Below are 20,876 nucleotides of genomic sequence, written 5' to 3'. Positions count from 1 at the left end.
ACGCCGTCAGTGGTGGCCGGGCCCGGCCTGGGCCGCCTCGATGCCGCCGTGCAGATCCGTCGCCGCGTCGAGCGCCCCGCCCGCCGACAGCGAGAGGCACACCAGCAGCGCCCCGGCGAGCACCCGGGCGGCCCGCCCGTGCCATCCGTGGCGCGCCGCGCCGGCCGGCCGGTGGCCGAGCAGCGCGGCGACCCGGCGGGGCACGGGGCCGGCCGTGGCGGCCAGTACGACGCCGGGGCGCGCGGTGGGTGTGCGGTGGGCGGCCAGTGCCGCGCGGCCGATGGCGCGCGCCGCGAGGGAGCGGTCGCCGACCGCCCCGGCCGCCGACTCGTCGGCGCAGCGCTCCAGGGCGTAACCGAGCGGCTCCCGCAGCCCGCGCAGCGCCGGGTGGCAGAGGGAGGCCAGCTCCGCCGCCGCGCTGAAGAGATGGTGGCGGCCCGCGAGGTGCGCGCGTTCATGGGCGAACAGCGCCTCGCGCTCGGCCGGTGCCAGGGCCCGCAGCATGCCGGTGGTGACCACGATCCGGCCCGGGCGGCCGGGCAGCGCGTAGGCGTCGGGGGCGGTGTCCCGTACGACGGCCAGCTCGCCGCCGGTCCCGATCCGCAGCCGGGCCGCGCGCAGCTCGGCGCGGTGCCGCAGCACCGTCCGTACCAGCGCGCCCGCGCAGCACACGAGCGCGGCTGCGGCCGCGACGGCCGCGACCGTGGTGACCGGCCCGTCCCCGCTCACCGGGTGGATCAGCCTGCCCAGTGCGGCGACCGGCGGCAGCCGCAGCAGGCCCGCCACGACGAGCATGCCCAGCGCCGCGGCCGAGCAGCCGCCCAGGGTGAGCGCAGCGGCCGTCAGCAGCCGCACGGCCTGCCGCGGCGCCAGCAGCTCGGCGAGCCACCGGGCCGCGGGCGCCACGAACAGGGGCATCAGCAGGGGCACCCAGACCGCGTAGATCACTTGCCCTCGCTCTCCAGCAGTTCGCGCAGCAGCCGCTCGTCGTCGGAGCTCAGCCGGGACACGAAACGGGCGAGCACCGTGGAGCGGTCCTGCTCCTTCTCCAGCTCGGTGTGCATCCGGCGGGCGGTGAGGCCGGGGGAGTCCTCGGTCGGGGTGTAGGCGAAGCCACGGCCCTCGCGGGTCCTGGTGACCCATCCCTTGTCGTGGAGCCGGCTCAGGATCGTCGTCACGGTGGTCCTGGCGAGCCCGCCGCTGAGTGTGCGCTGTACATCGGCCGGGGTCAGCGGCTCGCCGGCCGCCCACAGCGCGGCGAGCACGCTGGCTTCCAGCTCGCCGGCCGGGCGCCGCTCCGGGTGCTCCTCGCTCATGGGGCTCTTCCTCCAGGAATGGGCGCTGCTGGTCCGGGCGGGCCGGAATGCCGTGGGTGTCGGGGGCCTCCGACGCGAAGGCCCCGCACACCATTATGAAAGAACGCCCGGCCACCTGATTTCGAGCCCCCGGCTCCCCGGCCCCGGCCCGGTGCGGCGCCGGCCGGGGCAGCGGGCGGCCGCCGGGTCAGCGGGCGGCTGCGGCCGTCCCGCGGGCGCGTGGCAGACCGGTGGCCAGGTCCTCGGCGAGCAGCCGCTTGGCGATGGCGTCCGCCGCCGCCCGCAGCTCGGCGCTGCGCGGCCTGCCGCTGTCCGCCTCCAGCTGGGCGTTGAGCCACTGCGCCCAGGCCGCGGTGATCGTCTCCGCCTCCCGGAAGCCCGCCGGGGTGTGCGAGAAGAGGCTGCCGTCCCGGGTGAGATAGCCCTCGTCGACCATGCGGTCGAAGACCGGCACCAGCACCTCGGGCGGGATCCGGTACCGGGCCGCGGTGACCCCGATGCTCGCGTGCCCGACCAGCCGGGTGAGCAGCTCGACCTGCATCACGGCCCAGGCCCCCGCCACGTCGAGCCGGGTGTCGGACTCCGCGACGATCCGGCGGGCGGTGTCGGGGCCCTGGCTGTGCAGGATCTTCGCGACGGAGAACTCCAGCATCCTGGCCGAGTCGCCGGACGCGGGGGCCGCGAAGCCCTCACCCATGTCGGTCGAGCCCGCCCGTGCGGAGTCGCGCAGCTTCACCTGCTTCAGGAACAGCGCCACGACGAAGCCGATGAGCGCGACCGGCACGGTCCACAGGAACACGGTGTGGATGGTGTGCGCGTACGCCTGGATGATCGGGGCCGACGTGGCGCCGGGGAGCCTGTGCAGCGACTTCGGGTCCTGCGCGGCCCCCGCGATCCGTGCCGGGGCGGTGCCCGAGGCCGCCGCGGCCTGCCCGATGGCCGAGCTGAGCTTCGGTTTCAGGGTGTTGGCGTAGATCGTGCCGAACACGGCGGTGCCGAAGGCGCTGCCCAGCGTACGGAAGAACGTCACGCCCGAGGTCGCGGTGCCCAGGTCGGAGTAGTCGACGGTGTTCTGCACGGCGATGGTCAGCACCTGCATACAGAGCCCGATGCCGAGGCCGAGCACGAACATGTACAGCGACTCGCGCCAGACGCCCGCGTCCGGACCCATCCGGGACATCAGGAACAGCCCCGCCGCCATCACCAGCGATCCGGCGATCGGGAAGATCCGGTAGTTGCCCGTCTTGCTGACGATGTTCCCGCTGAACACGGAGGCGATGAGCAGCCCCACGACCATCGGCAGCGTCCGTACCCCGGAGATCGTCGCCGAGTCCCCGTCGACGTACTGCAGATAGGTCGGCAGGAAGGTCATCGCCCCGAGCATCGCGAAGCCGACGATGAAGCTGAGGATCGAGCAGACCGCGAACACCGGGTTGGAGAACAGCCGCATCGGCAGCATCGGTTCCGCCGCGCGCGTCTCGACCACGCAGAACAGCGCGAGCGCGACCACACCCAGCGCGAACAGGCCGATGATGGTGCCGGAGCCCCAGGCGTACTGGTTGCCGCCCCAGCTGGTGGCGAGGATGAGCGCGCTCGCCCCGGCCGTCACCAGGGTGATGCCCAGATAGTCGATGACCGGGCGGCCGGCGGATCTCACCGAGGGGATGTTGCGGGCGGCCGCGATGACCACGAGTACGGCGATCGGGACGTTGACGTAGAACGCCCAGCGCCAGGTCAGATGGTCGGTGAACACCCCGCCGAGCAGCGGGCCGATCACCGTGGACACCCCGAACACGGCACCGATCGCGCCCTGGTACTTGCCGCGTTCGCGCAGCGGGATGACATCTGCGATCAGGGCCATCGCCGTGACCATCAGCCCGCCCGCGCCGATGCCCTGGACCGCACGCCAGGCGATCAGCAGGGACATGTCCGTCGCCAGGCCGCACAGGAACGAGCCGGTGATGAAGATGATCGCCGACACCTGGAAGATCAGCTTGCGGCCGAAGAGGTCACCGAACTTGCCGACCAGCACGGTCGAGACCGTCTCGGCGAGCAGATACGCGGTGACCACCCAGGACATGTGCGCGGCCCCGCCCAGGTCCGAGACGATCGTCGGCAGCGCGGTGCCGACGATCGTCTGGTCGAGAGCGGCCAGCAGCACACCGAGCATGATCGTGCCGAACACGATGTTCCGCTGCCGGACGTCGAGCACGGGTGGTGCGGCGGGGGCTGGACTGCTGGCAGTGGTCACAGCCGCACCCTCACACCGGCGCGCGAACGGCGCACACGCTGTAGGCCGGACCAGTGATCATCCGGCCCTGGGGTTCAGCCGTCCGGCGGTACCGGCGCCCGGGCGGATGTGACGTACCGCCGGTCGTGTCCTGAGGGCCATGTCCCGGGTCAGGCGCGCCGCACCCCGAGCGCCGGCAGCACGGTCTCCGCGATCCGGTACGCCTCTTCGAGGAGCGGGTTACCGGAGAGGATGAAGGTGTCGATGCCCAGGGCCCGGTACTCCTGGAGGCGCTCGACGACCTGGGCGGTGGAGCCGACGACCGCGGTTCCAGGACCCGGGCGGAAGAGGCCCATACCGGGCCAGATGTTGGGGTGTGTCTCCAGCTCACGGGCGTGTGCCGGGACCCGGCCGCCGTGCTGGCGGAACTGCCGCTGCCAGCCGACCCCGTCGTCGCCCGCCCGGCCCAGCTGCCGTTCGTAGGTGGCCTCGCCGGTGACGTCGAGCAGCCGGTCGGCGGCCGCCCACGCCTGCTCCTCGGTGTCACGGACGATCAGATGGACGCGCAGGCCGAGGCGGAGGGTGCGGCCGTGGGCCGCGGCGCGCTCCCGTACGGTGGCCAGCTTCGCGGCGAGCTGTGCAGCCGGCTCGGCCCAGGTGAGATAGACGTCGACATGCTCGGCCGCCATCTCGATGCCCGGTGCGGACGACCCGCCGAACCAGAGCGGGATGTGCGGTTCCTGCACCGGTGGCAGCTCGCGCAGTTCGGCGCCTGCGTCCTTCAGATCGTAGAAACGGCCCTTGTGGTCGAAGACCTCACCCGCCGTCAGCCGCTTCACCACGGACCAGTACTCGGCGCTGAGGGCGTAGCGCTCGTCGTGGCCGACGTGCAGCCCGTACTGCCGGAGTTTGTCCGTGGAGCCGTTGACGACGTTGAAGCGCAGCCTGCCGCCGAACAGGTGGTCGAAGCTGAGGGCCATCTTGGCGAGCAGCGGCGGGGCGATCAGGCCGGGGTGCACCGCGAGGAGCGGTTTGAAGGCGGTGCTGGTCCGGGCGGCGAGCGCACTGCCGAGCGGCCAGACGTCGTGCAGGTCGGTGGCAAGGAGCGCACCGGTGTAGCCCAGCGACTCGACGGTCCCCGCGAGCCTCGACAGATAGTCCAGGTCGACGGAGCGCCGGCCGGCCGGCTCCCAGGGGTAGGGGCCCTCGCGCGGGATGATGTACCAGAGGACTTCGGGGGCGGACACGCGTGTTCAGCCTTTCTGGGCTGTGCCGACGGGGCGGGCCAAGGCATCGGCCACGGTGACCTGTGCGGGCAGGAAGCCCGCCGCGTACAGGATGTCCGCCGCCTGCTGCTGTTCGTCGACGAAGGCGTGTCCCGGCGCCTCGGTTCGCCAGGGGAGCACGGAGAGGGCCTGCTGCCAGTGCGCGGCGCTGCCGCCCGCCGTACCGGCGATCTGCCCGGCCGCTTCCCCGGAATGGGCGGCCACCCAGGCGTCGGCCCGGTGCAGGGCCCGGGTGATCGCTGCGATCAGCTCCGGACGCCGCTCCGCGGTGTCGCGCCGGGCGAAGAAGACCGAGCGGTCGGTGATGACATCGGCCGTGGGGATCAGGACACGCAGCCCGCCGCGCTCGCGGGCCGCGACCAGCTCGGCGCCCTGCGCCACCCAGGCGGCGATCTCGCCGTCGCGCAGCAGCTGTTCCGAAGCGGAGGTGCCGCGTCGCGGGGTGATGTCGCCGCCGTAGTCGAGTCCGGCGTCGTGCAGGGCCTTGGCGACCAGATGGGTCTGCCAGGACCCGATGGCCAGATGGACGGTGGTGGTACGCAGATCGGCCACACCGCGCACAGGCCCGTCGTCGAGCACGAGCAGCGCACCGTGTCCGGGGCGGGGCGCGGAGACCGCGGTGTAGACGATGTCGTGCCCTTCGGCCTGCGCGGTGATCGGCGGAGTCGATCCGGTACCCCCGAAGTCCAGGGTGCCGTCGGTGAGCAGGGCGCCGGTGGAGACTCCGTCGGTGTAGTGGTGCCAGTCGACGGTCTCGCCCAGCGGAGCGAGTTCCTGCTGCGCGTAGTCGAGCCGGGCCAGGTGGAAGAGGGTCGGGTTGGCTGGATGTACGCCGATGGTCACGGTCACGGGGAGACTCCTGTCGGGGTGGAGACGGGGGCGGGGGCGGGGGTGGAAGCGGAGGTGGGGGCCGCGGCGGGCCGGTGCACGCCGAGGTCGTCGAGCAGACGGCGCCGCAGCGCGGCGAAGGAGGGGTGCGCGGGGTCGCGCGGGTGGGCGAGGCCGACGGGTTCGTCGGTGACGAGACGGCCGTCGCGGAGCACGGCGACGCGGTCGGCGAGCCGTACCGCCTCGTCCACGTCGTGCGTGACCAGCAGCACGGCAGGCCGGTGCACCCGGCACAGCTCTCCCACCAGATCCTGCATCCGCAGCCGGGTGAGCGCGTCGAGTGCGGCGAACGGCTCGTCGAGGAGCAGGAGTTCGGGGGAGCGGACCAGCGCCCGGGCCAGCGCCACCCGTTGCGCCTCACCACCGGACAGGGTCCCGGGCCATGCGTCGGCGCGGTCCGCGAGGCCGACCTCGGTGAGGGCCGCCAGCGCGGCGTCCCGTCCGGCGGCGGCACGCGGCAGGGCGACGGTGACGTTCTGCCAGGCCCGGCGGGAGGGGATGAGCCGGGGTTCCTGAAAGACGGTCGTGCGTGCCTCGGGCACGAGCACGGTGCCCCCGTCGCTGTGGTCGAGTGCACCCAGAATCCTCAGGAGGGTGGTCTTCCCGCTGCCGCTGGCCCCGAGGAGCGCCACGAACTCCCCGCGTGCGACGGTGAGATCGAGGCCGTCCAGGACCGCGGTGCCGTCGAAGACCCGGCGTACTCCGCGTACCTGTACCGCGACGTCCCCCGCGGGCTGTTCGGGTGCGGGGGTCATCGGGCACCTCCCTGGCGGGCCCAGGGCATGGCCACGTACTCCAGGAGCCGGACCGTCCCGTCGGCGAGCAGGCCGAGCGCTCCGTAGATCAGGATGCAGACGGCGAGGATGTCGGTACGGGCGTAGTTCTGCGCCTGCGTCATCAGATAGCCGATGCCCGCCGTGGCGTTGATCTCCTCGGCGGCGATCAGCGCGATGACACTGAGCGTCATCGACAGCCGCAGCCCGGCCAGCAGCGAGGGCAGCGCGCCCGGCAGGATCACCGTACGGATCAGACTCCAGCGGCCCATGCCGAAACTGCGCATCGCCTCCAGCAGTCTGCGGTCGGCGTCGCGTACGCCGCTGCTGGTCGCGACGTACATGGGGAAGGTGGTGGCCACTCCGATCAATGCGACCTTGGCGGTCTCGTTGATGCCGAACCAGACCATGAAGAGCGGGACCAGCGCCAGGAACGGGACCGTACGCAGCACCTGCACGGAGGAGTCGAGCAGCTCGTCGCCGAGCCGGGTGGAGCCGGTGAGGACGCCGAGGCCGAGGCCGGCCGTGAGCCCGATGAGCAGACCGAGCGCGGAACGGGTCAGCGAGGTCTCCAGGGCGTCGCCCAGCTGCCCGTTGGACCACAGTTCACCGGTGGCGGACAGGACTTGCGGGGGTGAGGCCAGCACATCGGCGGTGAGCACTCCGGTGGCCGAAGCGGCCCACCACAGACCGATCAGGACGAGAGGCCCGGCCGCCCGGATACCCAGCGCGTAACCGCGCGGCCGCGGCCGGTGCCGCGCCGGGCGCGGTGCGACGAGCAGAGTGGCAGGGGCCTCGGCTTCGGGGACGGTGAGGGTCATCGCAGCTTGTCCACATCGATGACGTGTCCGGCGGCATCGGCGCGCTTCTTGGTGATGCCCTGGGCGGCGAAGAACGCGGCGACATGGTCGAAGTGCGCCAGCTGTGCCGCGCCGATCGGCTCCACGGGAGGGCCGGTACGGGTGAGGGAGAGCTGTACGGCCTTGGCTCCGCCGGTGACAGCGGTGGGACCCGCGTCGGTGAAGACATTGACGTACTCGTCCGGGTGGTCGTGCGCGGCCGTGCTCTGCGCGTGCAGATAGGCGTAGAGGGCCTTGACGACACCGGGGTGCTTGTCGGCGAAGCCGTCCCGGACGGCCCAGACCGTGTAGTTCTCGGAGCCGATGGCTGCCCCGTCGGCGAGGAACTTCGACGTGCCGGCGCCGAGTGCGGCGACCGAGTAGGCGCTCCAGGTGGCCCAGGCGTCCACCTGGCCGGCGGCGAAGGCCGCGGCCGTCTGGTCGGGGCGCAGATAGACTCGGTGCACGGCGCCGGGCTTCACACCGGCCTTCGACAGGGCCTTGAGCAGCAGGTACTCGCCGGTGCCGCCCTGGTTGACGGCGACCTTACGGCCGGCCAGCCCCGCGATGTCCTTGATGCCGCTGTCCTTCTTGACCAGGATGCCCTCGCCCCCGTTCTCCGGTGCGCCTGCGGCGAAGAAGGAGAACTTCGGCTGCTGGGTGAGAGTGGTGGTGCCCGAGGTGATGGAGCCGAGGGCGACATCGAGCCGGTCGGCGTTCATCGCCTGGGCCGCGGGCGCGAAGGGGCCGCTGCTCCCGGTCCAGGAGACAGTGGCGCCCGCTTTCGCCAGGGCCTTCGCGAGGCTGCCGTCCTTCTTGCCCTTGGCGAGGATGCCGGAGTTGCCCGGGTCCGGGATGCGGACCGTGGTCCGGTGACCTGAGGCGCCGGTGGCCGCTTCGGTCTTCGCGCAGGCGGTCAGCGCCAGCAGAGCGGTGACCGCGGCGACGGCGGTCAGGGCGGTTCGTACGGCTGGTGGTCGCATGAGGGGTCCTCGGCTGTCGGTGATGTGGGCGGCGGCATTCAGCTGACGGCCGGTCATATGCCGGTCTCCAGGAGTGCGTTGCGGGCCGCCGCTCGGCGCAGGGGTTCCGGGTCCGACCAGGCGTCCACTTCCACCGGCTCGGGCAGGAAGCCCAGTGCGTGCAGGGCGCTCTGCTGCTCGGAGAGGAGGCCGAGCCGGTGGGGGGAGAGGTCCAGCCCGAGCCGGGTCCCCGGGCGGTAGGCGCCCGCCACCCCTTCGGGGCCGGCCCCTGTCTCGCTGCCCAGGATGGCGGCCAGCTCCTGTGGGCGCCGTGCGGCCCACTCGGCGGCACGCAACAGCACGGCCAGGAAGCGGTCGACGGCTTCCGGGTAGCGGTCGAGCAGATGCTGATGCACCGTCACCGGCCGTGGGGTGCCGTTGTTGATGCGGTGCCGCGGGTCGGGCAGTGCGTCGAGTTCGACGGCGACTTCCGCACCGGCCGCGCGAGCCGCCTCGACGGCGACCGCTCCTTTCGCGTAGACGGCGTCGACCTCCCCCCGGTTCAGCGCGGCGAGTTCGGCCGCCCACTGGCCGGCGCGGTCGGTGGCGGGGATCTCGACCAGCCGGGCGTCATCCAGCGTGAGGCCCGCGGAGGCCAGTGCGCCCTGGAATCCGCGCAGTGCCATGGCCCGCCAGAAGTCGATCGCGATGCCGTGGGCCGGGACGGCCAGCCGCAGACCGCGCAGGGCCGCGGCCCCGCTGATGCCGCTGCCCGCCCGGACGAGGACCGTCTGGCGTTCCTCGATCCATGTCAGCGCGATCAGACGGGTGTTCTCCCCGCGGGCCCTGGCCCAGAGAGCCGGTACGTTCCCGCCTTCGCGGACGAGCAGGTCGAGGGAGTGAGTGAAGTGGTGGTCGGCCGCGACCTCGGACGGAACGTCCTGGAGTGAGGAGACGGTGAGGCCGTCGGCCGCGAACTCCTTGTCGAACCAGCCCAGCCGGGCGGCCACCCCTGTGGCGGTGGGCACCGGGCAGCGGGTGTACCAGAGACTGTCGGGCAGGGCGGAGACGGGCATGATGGTTTCCCATATCGTGAGAGATTCGATCGGTGTCCCGGTGTGAACCCGCCGGCAGCCGGCCTCCTGTCGCAGCGGGCGGTGCGCGGTCCGCGGACGGCCAGGAGAGGGCTCGGTGGGCAGGGGCGCGGCCCGTGCACGGTGGGGGGCGTGCGCGGGCTCGGAGCCCTGTGCGCCGGTAGTGGCGCTACCCGGGCTGACGCGTGGGGCGGAGGGTGCCCGCACCGGGCCCCGCCGGGCGCAGGCGGCTGCCCGGCCGGGTTCGTCCGCACCGGGGCGGGAGCGGATCCGGAGCCGTCGGACGGGCGGGCCGCGGCTCACGCGGCCTGTGCGCGGACCGGTCCGCACGCAGGTGGGGGACCGGCATGCGGGGGTTGCGGGAGCTGCGGGCGACGGCTCGGCAGGTCCGCATCGGCAGCGCGCAGGGAGCACGCAGGGCGGGACCGGTCGGCGGGAGTTACCCGAAGGTCAGCGACAGCAGGCGCTGTTGACGCGCGCCAGATCGATGTGGCGGCGGTGGGTGAGTCCGGGGAGTGCGGGAAGGGTGGCGACGGCCTGACCGGCTCGCATCGAGGCACTCCTCCAGTCGGATTTCTGCACCGGTGCACGGCGGATGCCGTGCGGCGCTGACAGGAAGGAGAGTTCCATGCCGACCCCTCTGCGGGCAAGTATCTTCCCACGATGTGGGATATCCGGTCCTGCTCGCCAGGACAGCGGGGCGGCGCTAGTGTGATCGCGCGTCAGCCGCCGCTTCCAGTCGGCCGCCCCCGCCCCGGATCCCGTGGACCCGGCGTACGACAGAAGGAGTCACCATGTCCACCGCCGCTCCGGCCGGCGCGCAGGCGGTCACCAGGGCGCTGCGCATCCTCGACTGTTTTCACGACAGTGGCCCCACTCTGAGCGCCTCCGACCTGTCGCGGCGTACCGGTCTCTCCGTGTCCACCGCCCATCGGCTGGCCCGCACACTGGTCAGCGCCGGATTCCTGGAGCAGGCGACCGGCGACTCCCGCTACCGTCTGGGGCCCTCACTCACCGAACTGGGTCAGCTCTCCTACCACCAGCGCGGTCTGCACCATGCCGCGCCCGAAGTGGCGGCGCTGTCCGCCCGCACCGGGGTCACGGCGGACCTGGCGGTCCGCAACGGCGGTCATGCGGTGATCCTCGTCGGTGACTCGCTCGGCCCCTCAGGCGTCGGCCTGCGCAGGCCGCTGCACTCCACCTCCCTCGGCAAGGCCCTGCTGGCCTGGCGGCACCCCTCCGACGGCGGACCCGGGTCGCTGGAGTCCCCGCAGCGCTTCACCGCGCGCACGCTCACCGAACCGGCCGATCTGGAAGCGGAGTTGGACCGGGTACGCAAGGCCGGGCACGCGGTGAACGACGGTGAGTCCATGCTCGGCGTGCGCTCCCTGGCGGTCCCGGTCCTCGACCGTGAGCACGTCGCGCGCTTCGCGCTGGCGCTGCGCTCCACTCCCGAGATCATCACCGATGACCGCAGGGGCTGGTTCCTCAGCCGTCTCCACGACTGCGCCCGCACCCTGCAGATCCTGATGCTTCCTCCGGAGGACCGACCGGAACCGGAGTGACGCCAGGACTCCTGGAGCCCCCCAAGCACCGTGCCCGGTCGGCTTGTTGGGCCGCGCCAGCTCCGTACCAGGTCGCGGACATCCCCTGGTGGCGGCCACAGGCGCTGCGCTTCGCCGGAGCCCCGGAGCGGAACGCCCGGCGCGGCCCGGAACGCGGCCCGTCAGCGGGTGGGCCGCCTCAGGGGGTGTGCAGCCTCAGCGGATGTGCCGCCCCGAGATCGCCCGGGCGATCACCAGCCGCTGGATCTCGCTGGTGCCCTCGAAGATGGTGTAGATCTTCGCGTCCCGGTACATCCGCTCGACCGGATGCTCCCGGCTGTATCCGGCGCCGCCGAGGATCTGGACGGCCTTCTCCGACGCGGCGACGGCCAGCTCACCGGCGCGCAGCTTGGACATGGAGCCCTGGCCGGCGTCGAAGGTCTTGTCGTTCCTGGCCATCCAGGCGGCCTGCCAGATCAGCAGCCGTACGGACTCGATCTCGGTCCGCAGGTCGGCGAGCGCGAAGGCGATGGACTGGTTCTCGACGACGGGGCGGCCGAAGGCGTGCCGGTCGCCCGCGTACTCCAGCGCGTACTCGTAGGCGGCGCGGGCGATCCCCAGCGCCTGGGCGCCGACCGTCGGGCGGCTGACCTCGAAGGTGGCCATGGCGGCCTGGCCCTTGGCGCGGCCGCCCTCCCGGGCGCGGGCGAGCCTGCGGTCCAGCTTCTCCTTGCCGCCGAGCAGACAGTGGCCCGGCACCCGGACCTCGTCGAGGAACACATCGGCGGTGTGCGAGGCCCGCAGCCCCAGCTTCTTGATCTTGCGGTTGGCCGCCAGGCCCGGTGTGCCGGGCGGCACGATGAAGGCGGCCTGGCCGCGCGAGCCGAGCTCCGGGTCGACGGAGGCGACGACCACATGCACATCGGCTATGCCGCCGTTGGTGATCCACGCCTTCTGGCCGTGGAGCACCCACTCGTCGGTCGCCTCCTGGTAGCGGGCGCGGGTCCGCATCGCCGATACGTCGGAACCGGCGTCGGGCTCCGAGACGCAGAACGCCGCGAGCCGCGGGTCGTCCGGGTCGCCGAAGCACTGCGGGACCCACTCGGCGAGCTGGTCGGGGGTGCCCGACGAGAAGATCCCGGCGACCGCGAGCGAGGTGCCGAACAGCGCCATACCGATCCCCGCGTCGCCCCAGAACAGCTCTTCGTTGGCGATCTGGAGGGAGAGCCCGCTGGGGTCGCCGTACATGTCGGCGAGCGACTCGAAACCGTAGAGACCGATCCGGGCGGCCTCCTTGATGACGGGCCACGGAGTCTCCTCGCGCTCGTCCCACTCGGCGGCCGCAGGGCGCACGACACCGGCGGCGAAACCGTGCACCCACTCCTTCAGATCGCGCTGTTCCTCGGTGAGTTCGAGAGAGAAACCACTCATGTCCTGGACCTCTCTCAGGCTTTGGGGATGTCGAAGTACCGGGTGAGTCCGGCGGCGAGGGCGACATCTCCGGTGATCTTGACCTTGCGCAGCATGAAGAGGGTCACCGGGCTCGCGTTGCCGGACACCAGCTTGAGGAAGTCGGCGTCCCCCATGGTGAGCGTGAGCCGCGGCTCGGTCTCCGAGCGGCCCTCGGTGACGGTGCACGTCCCGTCGGCGACCGTGGTCTCGTACACCACGTCGCTCTCGCCGGTGATCTTCCAGCGGATCACGGCGGCGAGCGAACCGGCGGCCTCGGGGCGGAACTGACGCTCCATACGGCCGAAGACCTCCGCGAGCACCCTGGTGCGCAGATCGCCGCGGGCGATCTCCCCGAGTTCCCTGGTGGAGAGCCCCTTGATGATCTTCGCGAACTCCTGCGGGGAGACGGACGCGAAGTCCAGCTCCGCGAGCCTTTCGCTGATGTTCTCCGCCACGAACGCTTCCTTACTCCCGAGTAATCTTACTGGGGGGTCAGGTTATGGTGCGAAGGGCGTACGGGCAAGACGGGCGCTCCATGGGTCGCGAGCCAGGATCTCACCGGAGCCGCGAGCGGGAGCCGCGAGCCGGGGCCGCGAGTCGGCGTTGCATCGGGGCCGCGCCCCTGGCCCGGGCAGGTCGTGCGGTGTCAGCCGCCATTCGGTTCGATGCGCATCGCGCGCAGGACGATCTCGATGGCGAACCGCCGTTCGGGATCGGACAGTTGACGGCCGAAGATGCTCTCCAGGGTGCGCATGCGGTAGCGGACGGTCTGCGCGTGCACATCCAGGACCTCGCCCAGCTGGGCCGCGGTGCCGCGGGTCGCGAGCCAGGCGTGCAGCGTCTCCAGGAGGCGGTCCCTGCGGTTCGCGGTGAGGTGGGCGACGGGGGCCAGTTCCCGCCCGGCCAGCTGTTCCAGGAGGGCGCGGTCGGAGAGCAGCCAGAGGGTCACCATATGGTCTTCGCAGCGGGTCGTCGGGGCGTCCCCGATGATGCCGGTGTCAATGAGGTCGAGCACCCGGCGGGCCCAGCGCAGTGAATCGGCGGCGTTCGCGAGCGGGACGGTGAGGCCGATGGTGAGGTGCGCTCCGGGGAGCGCGGCGTCGAGCATCCCCTGTCTTCGCTCGTCGAACGGTCCCGGGATCAGCAGATGGGGCTGCGGCTCCGCCAGATCGGCGAGGACATCGTTGTCCAGCAGCGCGGACGTGATGTCGGCGGGCGGCCGCAGGGCGACCAGGGTGACCTGGCCCGGCAGTGTCCAGCAGGTCTGCTCGGCGAGTTCGGCGACGGCGGCACGTGGCACCGGCGACCCGGCGAGTATCAGATGCAGCAGGCGGCGCCGCTGGGTGTCCAGCTGGTCGGCGCCGGCCGTTCTGACCTCCAGATAGCCCTCCCTGGAGAGGGCTTCGAGCTCGTCGACATAGGTGAACAGGGCGTCGGCGAAGGTCAGCATCAGCGTGGGGGAGAGGTTGTAGCGCCGGCCCACCCGCTTCGCCCGCCGCAGCGCGATCCGGGCCCCGAGCCGGTAGGCGCCCTGGAGCTGGTCCAGGCTCCTGCCCTCGTACGCCTCGAACCGGCCGAACCGCCGGCACATCTCGTCCCGCAGCGCGGACGACGCGGTGGGTTCGGCGACCTGGTCGACGAAGACGGAGATGTTCTGCTCCACGCCGATCCGGATGCCCTGGGCGTAGGGGCCTTCGAGCAGCCGTGCGTACTCGGGGTAGGCGCGGGTGACCTCGAGCCCGATCTCCTTGATCAGGCTGGGGAGTTCGGGCCGCAGGACGGCCGCGAACTCCTGGGGCAGCGGCCCCAGTGGCTCCCCGATGTCCGAGGGTGGTGCGACTCCCGGCATTCCTCGACCCCTTGCTCTCCGGCGCCCGGTGGGGGGTGGCCGACGGGAGAGCGCTCCCGGAGACCGACAGGTGCGTACCGATTTGGGCTGCCGAACATAGTCGAAGCCGGGGGCCGGTGGACACAGCCGCGACACGGAGGGCCGCGAGCGGGGGAGCGTATCCGGCCAACCCGGTGGGCGGGTCCGCGCGCCGCCCGGACGCTGTGCCCGGACAATTCCGCTTCGTTTCCTGCCTGTTTCCCTTGTCAATTCCTGACAAGGGAAACAGGTGTCGTGCTGGGGCGGGCGGGTGCTGTGACGTCGGATCCCGTCGCGCCGGTGAGCGGAGAACTGGCTCCGCGGAGCGGGGGCGGCCACGCGGAATTACTCACTTTCAGCTAATGAGGGCCGGTCGGCTACTCGTCCGGCAACAGGAAATCGAGCGTGGAGAACCCGCACCCGGATTTCTTCGTACAGGCCATTGCGGACTCAGGTTACTCACTCGTAGCGTCATCGCCGCACGGTCGGAACAAGCGGTCGCCCGGGACGAAACCGCCTTCCGGCCAAGTGAACCTCGTGGGGGATCCGTTCTGCTCGGAACGGAACTCCGGGAATCCGATCAAGACGCCACGAAGGGAAATCACACCATGCACAAGCTTGCCGTAAGAGCCGCAGTCGTGACCGCCGCCGTCGGTGCGGCCGTCGGGCTGGCCGCCACATCGGCATCGGCCACCGCCACGTCCTCGTGGACGGTCTCCAACTCCGGTGCCTACACCGCACACGCGGTCAATCCCTCACTGGCGGTACCGGCGGCCACGCTCAACTGTGCGTCGTCCGACGTGACCGCGGGCTCCCTCCAGGCGACGAGCAGCGACGGCGCCGGGATCGGCTCCATCGGCACCATCACGTTCACCAACTGCAGCGTGGCCGGCATCACCTTCAACGTCACGATGAAGGCCACCCCGTGGAAGATCAACGCGAACAGCGTGAACGCCACCCACGCCGACTGGGTCGACGGCACGGTCAGCTCCATCTCCGCGCACATCGCGGGCGTCGGCTGCGCGGCCGACTTCACCGGCACGGTCAACGGCCACTACGACAACACCGCCCACGCCCTGGTGATCGACGGCACGGGCAACAGCCTGGTCGCGTCCGGCGCGAGCTGCCTGGGACTCATCAACAACGGTGACGTGGCGGCGTTCAACGCCTCGTACGCGGTGAGCACCAAGCCGGTGATCAGCACGCCGTAATCCCGGCGGGCGCACCTGTACGGGCCGGAGGCAGCGGGTGCTGCCTCCGGCCCGGATTTCACGTGTGCGGCCCGGACGGCCGACGGGGCCGCGCGCCGGCGGAAGGGCGCGCGGCGGCGGAAGAAGAGGGACCAGACCGTACGAAGCGGAGGGCGGGGCCGGCATGAATCCCAGGACACCTGTGAAGGCCGGGAGGCGGCCGGTGCGGCTGGCGTCGGCCGCGGCCGCCGCGCTCGTCGCCGGACTGCTGGCCGGCCACGGCTCGGCCGCGGGCGAGGGCGGCACCCCGGCCACCCTCTCGTACGACTGCGGTCTCCCGTCCGGCTCCGGCTCCGGCTCCGGCCACGCCACGGTCGAGGTGGCGATGAACCTCCCGGCGTCCGCTGAGGCCGGCAAGCCGGTGCAGCCGGGGCCGGTCAAGGTCACGGTGGGGCTGGCGCGCGGGGATCTCGCGGGGCTGCTGCCGAAGGGAACCGACGCGGTGCTGAGTACCGCGTCACTCGCCGTCGAGGTGAGCCAGAACGACCAGTCGGCCACCGCGATGTGGTCGGATCTCGCCACGCCCAGCACGCCGGTTCCCGCCGAGGGCGATGTACGGCTCGTCCACTCCGGGGACGTGCCCACGGTCACGGTGGGCGGCACCGGTGATGTCACCCTGACCGCGGGTGAGTTGAAACTGGGGCTGCTGAGCGCGACGCCCGGCGCCGGGTCGGGTGCTGGGTCCGGTTCCGGCACAGCCACCGGCTCTGGTTCCGGCTCTGGTTCCGGCACAGCCACGGGCACAGCCACCGGCACCGGCTCCGGCTCCGGCTCCGGCTCCGGCGATGGGAGCACCCCGCAGCCCGTGCCGTTGGTGTGCGAGCCGGCCGCCCATCAGGACCTGCGGCTGGGGACCGTTCCCGTACCGGGGGCCGGGAGCGGCGCGCCGTCGACGGCGCCCGGCAGCCCGACGGCGAGCACCCCGGGCGGCGGTAAGGGGAGTACGGACGCCGACGGCGGCATCACGGTGCAGCCCCGGTCCACCCCCGCCCCGGTGGGCAAGTGCCCGACCGTGGTGCCGAAGGGCAAGGCCGACCCGAGCGAATCGCCCAAGGCGCCGCCGGGCGCCACGCCCGGCGAGTTCGACCTGCCCGGCAGTCCTGGCTGCGCCTACGCGATCGGCGCGGCCAACATCCGCAAGCTCAACGGCGCGATGATCATCAATGATCCCGAGCACAAGCCGGTGACGATCAGTGTGCTGGCGGTCGTCCACTCGTCGACCAGGTCCAGCGTCCAGCCGGGCGGCCTCTATCTGCGGCTCGACTCGGTGGCCGACCTGCGGCTCCCGGACGCCGAATCGACCTTTCTGACGTTCGGATTCCAGCCGGTCACGGCGAAGGTGAGATTCGAGACCGGACCGGTCACCATATCGACCGGGAATGTCGGCAGCAGTGTGTTCTCGGTGATCTCCTTCGAGCAGTCCCTGCGCCTGTTCGACGTGAAGGTGAACGGGACACCGCTGGATGTCGGCAGTTCCTGCAGAACGGCGACTCCGTACAAGGTGGTACTCAACGGCGGAGCCAAATACACCAATGTCTTCTACGGCGGCACACTCGACGGCACGATCGACATTCCCAGGTTCTCCGGGTGCGGGGCGAACGGTGAGGATCTGGATCCGCTTTTCACCGCCTCGCTCTCCGGGCCAGGGAACAGTATCGAGATGAACCAGGGGACGACCTGCATTCCCGACTCACCCGACAACCTCTGCCCGCCGAATATCCCCGAGCTTCCGGGCGCCAAGGCTGTCAAGCGGTGACCTCACGCTCCGTCGCGGCGGTTGCCGGCCATGATTGGCCGGTTGTCGGTACCCGGGCCCGGTGCCGAGCCGCCTCACCTCGGCCCGGCAGGCCGCGTGCCCCAGGCCGATGGGGCCGGCCCCCGTGTTGTCGGGGCCGGCCCCATCGGCCTGCCGGGCGTGGTGGGTGCCGTCAGGGGCGGACAGCCGAGTGCCAGGCGTCCGAGAGCGCCTTGCCCTCGCCGGGGGCGGCGCTCGCCGGGTCGTTGAGTGTGGCGACATAGGTCGACGCGCTGTTCAGGGTGACGCTGTTCTTGCCCGACGGGGAGGGCAGCGCCGTCTTGAGGTTCACCGCCCAGTTCAGCAGGTTCAGCCCGCAGCCACTGGCGCCGGGCACCGCGTAGGACGAGTCGCCCTGGTTCGCGCCGATGAGATTGATGCGCCCCAGGGCGCCGTTCGGGTCGGCGGTGCCGTCCGCGTCGAAGGACTCTGTCCCGGGTGCCGGGGCGGTGAGGTTCTGGGGGCGCAGCAGGATGGGGTCGGACGCGCTGCCGATGTAGCACTTGTCGCCGAGGAACGGGTTCTGCAGATGGATCCGGACCGGCAGCGTCACGATCGGCTTCCCCGTGGTGGCTCCGGCCAGCAGGGTGAAGTCACTCGGACTGTTCACCGATTCGATGGTGGCGGTGACCCTGTTGAGGCTGTTGTCGGTGAGCTGTTCGCAGACGCCGGTCACCACGGGGACGTCGCTCGGGCACATCAGGCCGATGAGCCCGCCCGGCAGCTGTGCGGAGTCGGCCACCAGGGCGCCGTCCGACGGCGATACGAGCGTCGACGAGCCGTCGGGGTGGGTGACCACACCGAGCTGCAGATCGCTCGCCCCGGTGGGGACCACGGAGTTGCCGAGCTTGATGGAGCCGCTCGCCGAGTGCGAGGAGACGCAGAGCGCGGTGTCGGTCTGCCCGTCGGCCGCCAGCATCGCGGGCGCGTCCACGGGGCACCGGGAGAACGGCGCCCAGCTGCCGTTCAGACTGACGGGGCCGGCGGCCGCTGTGGCCGTGCCCACGGACACGAACGCGGTGAGGGCGGTGGAGCCGGCGAGCAGCCCCAGCCGCAACCGGGTGGAAACGGATCTCATGTCTTCCCCTTTTTTCGGCAGCCGGATGCGGATGCTGATGGGTAAAAGGCGGATCGTGGTCTACGTGGTCTACGTGGTCTACGGGGCCGGTTTCGCCTCCGAATTCACCGAGCCGTGAGGTTACTGGCGGGAAACACCGCTGCACAATGCTGCTGTCCGATGAACTTCGGCCGCCCTGACTTCTTGTTCCGGAATGAGCAAGGGGCGCCGCCCGCTTGTCAGTCGGTGCGCACACCTCTGGCCTGAGCCGGTCCGGGTGCCGCGCGCCAGGGGCTGCGGAATTTATCACTTCTGGATGAGTTTCCGTCCCGCACTGCTCAACCACCGCAAAGAAGAGGGCTCCTGCGCGATGGCCCGACAAAACTTGGGGAACTGGTATTGCGGCCCCAGGTTACCCGGCCGTAACGTCGCTCTCCGCGAACCACTCGGCCGGTTGAGGCCGGGGCGTACGTCCCTCACCTGCGCCCCTGCTGTGAGTGAGCACTTTTCAACAAGGTTTCCGCACGGGCTTGTCACCCCATGACAAGTAGCTCAATTTCTTCGGGAGTTACCTGTTCAAGGGCTTGTCCAGGCGGCGCCGGTGAACTTAACGTGCGCCTCTCGGCGCACTTCTGTCACTTCGTGAGTGCATGCAGGAGGTGAGATGGGAATCGAAGTAGTGGTGGAAGGGCTCACGAAGTCTTTCGGCAACCAGAAAATCTGGCAGGACGTGACACTCACGCTCCCGGCCGGTGAAGTCAGTGTGATGCTCGGCCCCTCCGGCACCGGAAAGACCGTGTTCCTCAAGTCTCTGATCGGGCTGCTGAAGCCCGAGCGGGGCAGCGTGCTCATCAACGGCGTCGACATGGTGAACAGTCCCGAGCGCGATATCTACGAGACGCGCAAGCTCTTCGGCCTGATGTTCCAGGACGGTGCGCTCTTCGGGTCGATGACGCTCTTCGACAACGTGGCGTTTCCGCTCCGCGAGCACACCAGGAAGAAGGAATCCGAGATCCGCCGCATCGTCATGGAGCGGATGGACATGGTGGGCCTCCTGGGCGCCGAGGAGAAGCTGCCCGGTGAGATATCCGGCGGAATGCGCAAGCGGGCCGGTCTGGCCCGCGCCCTGGTGCTCGACCCGCAGATCATCCTCATCGACGAGCCGGACTCCGGACTGGACCCGGTCCGTACGTCGTACATCTCGCAGCTCCTCATCGACCTGAACGCGCAGTTCGACGCGACGATGCTGATCGTCACCCACAACCTCGACATCGCGGCCACCGTGCCCGACAACATGGGGATGCTCTTTCTGCGCAACCTGGTCACGTTCGGGCCCCGCGAACTGCTGCTGACCAGCGAGGAGCCGGTGGTCGCGCAGTTCCTGAGCGGGCGGCGCGAGGGGCCGATCGGAATGTCCGAGGAGAAGGACGCGGCGACCCTCGCGGCCGAGCGGCGCAGCGCGGCCGGTTCGCGCCCCCGGGCGCCGCGGCCCCTCGTGCCGCAACTCGAACCGTCCGAAGGGATGCCCGAGCGCCAGGCCGTACTGCGGCGCAGGGAACGGGTGCTGGGCATGCTGGCGGAGCTGCCCGAAGCGGCCCGCACCGCCATCCTCCGGAGCTACACGGCCCCCGCATCCGGCAGCCCGGCGTCCGGCGGTGGCCGGTCATGACCGCACCGCCGCCCGTCCGCCCCGCCGAGCCGCCCGCGAACAGCGCCACGGGCCGGGCCACCGACGACCGGCAGCCCCGCCCGCCGCTGCGGGTGCTCGCCCCACTGCGCGAGACCGGGAAGCTGTTCGCCCTCGGCGCCACCGTGACCCGGGCCGTCTTCCGAAGACCCTTCCAGGTAAGGGAGTTCATCGAGCAGTTCTGGTTCATCGCGAGTGTCACCATCCTGCCGGCCGCCCTGGTCTCGATCCCGTTCGGCGCGGTCATCGCTCTCCAGGTCGGCTCACTCACCCAGCAGCTCGGCGCGCAGTCCTTCACCGGCGGGGCGAGCGTCCTCGCCGTCATCCAGCAGGCCAGCCCGCTGATCGTCGCCCTGCTGATCGCGGGCGCCGGCGGATCGGCGATCTGCGCCGACCTCGGCTCGCGGAAGATCCGTGAGGAGCTGGACGCGATGGAGGTCATGGGCGTCTCACCCGTCCAGCGCCTCGTCGTCCCCCGGGTGCTCGCCACCATGTTCGTGGCGGTCCTGCTGAACGGCCTGGTCTCGGTCGTCGGCACACTCGGCGGCTACTTCTTCAACGTGATCCTGCAGCACGGCACACCGGGCGCCTACCTCTCCAGCTTCTCCGCGCTCGCCCAGCTGCCCGACCTCTACATCAGCGAGGTCAAAGCGCTGGTCTTCGGCTTCCTCGCCGGGATCGTCGCCGCCTACCGCGGGCTGAACCCCAGAGGCGGCCCCAAGGGTGTCGGTGACGCGGTCAACCAGTCGGTCGTCATCACCTTCATGCTGCTGTTCTTCGTGAACATGGTGCTCACTGCGGTCTATCTGCAGATCGTCCCCGCGAAGGGGAGCTGA

19 protein-coding genes are annotated in these 20,876 nt (G+C 71.2%); 5 read left to right on the top strand and 14 right to left on the bottom strand.

The genetic code is table 11. The features are described 5' to 3' along the window. Positions 1-6: 6 nt before the first annotated feature. From OG510_RS04915 to OG510_RS04870, 10 genes are all read right to left on the bottom strand, one after another. A complete protein-coding gene (locus OG510_RS04915) occupies positions 7-948 on the bottom strand; it encodes a M56 family metallopeptidase (RefSeq protein WP_406135473.1) in 942 nt (313 codons plus the stop codon). Beyond that, the gene (locus tag OG510_RS04910) at positions 945-1,316 is read right to left on the bottom strand and encodes a BlaI/MecI/CopY family transcriptional regulator (protein WP_164266689.1); all 372 of its coding nucleotides are present in this window, start codon (positions 1,314-1,316) and stop codon (positions 945-947) included. Before OG510_RS04910 ends, OG510_RS04915 begins: the two co-directional genes overlap by 4 nt. Before the next feature lie 187 nt (positions 1,317-1,503). Beyond that, positions 1,504-3,567, bottom strand: a complete 2,064-nt coding sequence (locus OG510_RS04905) for an MDR family MFS transporter (protein ID WP_406135472.1) — start codon at positions 3,565-3,567, stop codon at positions 1,504-1,506. Positions 3,568-3,716: 149 nt separating this feature from the next. After that, positions 3,717-4,793, bottom strand: a complete 1,077-nt coding sequence (locus tag OG510_RS04900) for an LLM class flavin-dependent oxidoreductase (protein ID WP_406135471.1) — start codon at positions 4,791-4,793, stop codon at positions 3,717-3,719. A gap of 6 nt (positions 4,794-4,799) precedes the next feature. Further along, positions 4,800-5,681: an ABC transporter substrate-binding protein gene (locus OG510_RS04895; RefSeq protein WP_406135470.1), complete on the bottom strand. Its 882-nt coding sequence runs from the start codon at positions 5,679-5,681 to the stop codon at positions 4,800-4,802. Continuing rightward, positions 5,678-6,475, bottom strand: coding sequence for an ABC transporter ATP-binding protein (locus OG510_RS04890; RefSeq protein WP_406135469.1), 798 nt, complete (start codon positions 6,473-6,475; stop codon positions 5,678-5,680). The genes OG510_RS04895 and OG510_RS04890 overlap by 4 nt, the downstream gene beginning before the upstream one ends. Continuing rightward, positions 6,472-7,314, bottom strand: coding sequence for an ABC transporter permease (locus OG510_RS04885; RefSeq protein ID WP_406135468.1), 843 nt, complete (start codon positions 7,312-7,314; stop codon positions 6,472-6,474). Before OG510_RS04885 ends, OG510_RS04890 begins: the two co-directional genes overlap by 4 nt. Further along, positions 7,311-8,315, bottom strand: coding sequence for an ABC transporter substrate-binding protein (locus OG510_RS04880; protein ID WP_406135467.1), 1,005 nt, complete (start codon positions 8,313-8,315; stop codon positions 7,311-7,313). The genes OG510_RS04885 and OG510_RS04880 overlap by 4 nt, the downstream gene beginning before the upstream one ends. Before the next feature lie 53 nt (positions 8,316-8,368). Then, positions 8,369-9,370, bottom strand: coding sequence for an ABC transporter substrate-binding protein (locus OG510_RS04875; RefSeq protein WP_406135465.1), 1,002 nt, complete (start codon positions 9,368-9,370; stop codon positions 8,369-8,371). Positions 9,371-9,838: 468 nt separating this feature from the next. Continuing rightward, positions 9,839-9,940, bottom strand: a complete 102-nt coding sequence (locus OG510_RS04870; protein ID WP_406135464.1) for a putative leader peptide — start codon at positions 9,938-9,940, stop codon at positions 9,839-9,841. A 242-nt stretch (positions 9,941-10,182) separates the two neighbouring features. Here OG510_RS04870 and OG510_RS04865 point away from each other — a divergent pair, with 242 nt between their 5' ends. After that, positions 10,183-10,953 (top strand): IclR family transcriptional regulator, encoded by a 771-nt coding sequence (locus OG510_RS04865; protein ID WP_406135463.1) that lies wholly within the window; start codon positions 10,183-10,185, stop codon positions 10,951-10,953. 195 nt (positions 10,954-11,148) lie between these two features. Here OG510_RS04865 and OG510_RS04860 read toward each other — a convergent pair whose 3' ends face one another. The 3 genes from OG510_RS04860 to OG510_RS04850 all read right to left on the bottom strand — a co-directional run bounded on the left by OG510_RS04860 (position 11,149) and on the right by OG510_RS04850 (position 14,233). Next, positions 11,149-12,363 carry an acyl-CoA dehydrogenase family protein gene (locus tag OG510_RS04860; RefSeq protein WP_406135462.1) on the bottom strand — a complete coding sequence of 405 codons (1,215 nt, stop codon included), beginning with the start codon at positions 12,361-12,363 and terminating at the stop codon, positions 11,149-11,151. A gap of 14 nt (positions 12,364-12,377) precedes the next feature. Then, positions 12,378-12,839, bottom strand: coding sequence for an SCP2 sterol-binding domain-containing protein (locus tag OG510_RS04855; RefSeq protein ID WP_406135460.1), 462 nt, complete (start codon positions 12,837-12,839; stop codon positions 12,378-12,380). A gap of 191 nt (positions 12,840-13,030) precedes the next feature. Next, positions 13,031-14,233, bottom strand: coding sequence for a helix-turn-helix domain-containing protein (locus OG510_RS04850; RefSeq protein ID WP_406135459.1), 1,203 nt, complete (start codon positions 14,231-14,233; stop codon positions 13,031-13,033). A 626-nt stretch (positions 14,234-14,859) separates the two neighbouring features. On the opposite strand from OG510_RS04850, the gene OG510_RS04845 reads away from it, so the two are divergent. Next, entirely contained in the window at positions 14,860-15,462 is a 603-nt protein-coding gene (locus OG510_RS04845; protein ID WP_406135458.1) for a hypothetical protein, read from the top strand. Between the two features lie 163 nt (positions 15,463-15,625). Then, positions 15,626-17,257 (top strand): DUF6801 domain-containing protein, encoded by a 1,632-nt coding sequence (locus OG510_RS04840; protein ID WP_406135456.1) that lies wholly within the window; start codon positions 15,626-15,628, stop codon positions 17,255-17,257. A gap of 172 nt (positions 17,258-17,429) precedes the next feature. Here the strand turns inward: OG510_RS04840 and OG510_RS04835 are convergent, their stop codons facing one another. Then, positions 17,430-18,374, bottom strand: a complete 945-nt coding sequence (locus OG510_RS04835; RefSeq protein WP_406135455.1) for a hypothetical protein — start codon at positions 18,372-18,374, stop codon at positions 17,430-17,432. A gap of 643 nt (positions 18,375-19,017) precedes the next feature. Between OG510_RS04835 and OG510_RS04830 the strand changes: the two genes are divergently transcribed. Continuing rightward, positions 19,018-20,022 (top strand): ABC transporter ATP-binding protein, encoded by a 1,005-nt coding sequence (locus OG510_RS04830; RefSeq protein ID WP_406135454.1) that lies wholly within the window; start codon positions 19,018-19,020, stop codon positions 20,020-20,022. Then, positions 20,019-20,876 (top strand): MlaE family ABC transporter permease, encoded by an 858-nt coding sequence (locus tag OG510_RS04825; protein ID WP_406135453.1) that lies wholly within the window; start codon positions 20,019-20,021, stop codon positions 20,874-20,876. The genes OG510_RS04830 and OG510_RS04825 overlap by 4 nt, the downstream gene beginning before the upstream one ends.

Source organism: Streptomyces sp. NBC_01089 (assembly GCF_045162975.1).
GTDB lineage: Bacteria > Actinomycetota > Actinomycetes > Streptomycetales > Streptomycetaceae > Streptomyces.
Note: the sequence above shows the minus strand (reverse complement) of the source record. Positions and strands in the feature narration are given on the sequence as shown.

Bases quoted from the DNA above. Each gene is read 5' to 3' on its own strand.
- OG510_RS04910 (WP_164266689.1), bottom strand. From the start codon at position 1,316: ATGAGCGAGGAGCACCCGGAGCGGCGCCCGGCCGGCGAGCTGGAAGCC.
- OG510_RS04835 (WP_406135455.1), bottom strand. From the start codon at position 18,374: ATGAGATCCGTTTCCACCCGGTTGCGGCTGGGGCTGCTCGCCGGCTCC.
- OG510_RS04840 (WP_406135456.1), top strand. From the start codon at position 15,626: ATGAATCCCAGGACACCTGTGAAGGCCGGGAGGCGGCCGGTGCGGCTG.
- OG510_RS04845 (WP_406135458.1), top strand. From the start codon at position 14,860: ATGCACAAGCTTGCCGTAAGAGCCGCAGTCGTGACCGCCGCCGTCGGT.
- OG510_RS04870 (WP_406135464.1), bottom strand. From the start codon at position 9,940: ATGCGAGCCGGTCAGGCCGTCGCCACCCTTCCCGCACTCCCCGGACTC.
- OG510_RS04850 (WP_406135459.1), bottom strand. From the start codon at position 14,233: ATGCCGGGAGTCGCACCACCCTCGGACATCGGGGAGCCACTGGGGCCG.
- OG510_RS04830 (WP_406135454.1), top strand. From the start codon at position 19,018: ATGGGAATCGAAGTAGTGGTGGAAGGGCTCACGAAGTCTTTCGGCAAC.
- OG510_RS04875 (WP_406135465.1), bottom strand. From the start codon at position 9,370: ATGCCCGTCTCCGCCCTGCCCGACAGTCTCTGGTACACCCGCTGCCCG.
- OG510_RS04825 (WP_406135453.1), top strand. From the start codon at position 20,019: ATGACCGCACCGCCGCCCGTCCGCCCCGCCGAGCCGCCCGCGAACAGC.
- OG510_RS04880 (WP_406135467.1), bottom strand. From the start codon at position 8,315: ATGCGACCACCAGCCGTACGAACCGCCCTGACCGCCGTCGCCGCGGTC.
- OG510_RS04865 (WP_406135463.1), top strand. From the start codon at position 10,183: ATGTCCACCGCCGCTCCGGCCGGCGCGCAGGCGGTCACCAGGGCGCTG.
- OG510_RS04885 (WP_406135468.1), bottom strand. From the start codon at position 7,314: ATGACCCTCACCGTCCCCGAAGCCGAGGCCCCTGCCACTCTGCTCGTC.
- OG510_RS04890 (WP_406135469.1), bottom strand. From the start codon at position 6,475: ATGACCCCCGCACCCGAACAGCCCGCGGGGGACGTCGCGGTACAGGTA.
- OG510_RS04860 (WP_406135462.1), bottom strand. From the start codon at position 12,363: ATGAGTGGTTTCTCTCTCGAACTCACCGAGGAACAGCGCGATCTGAAG.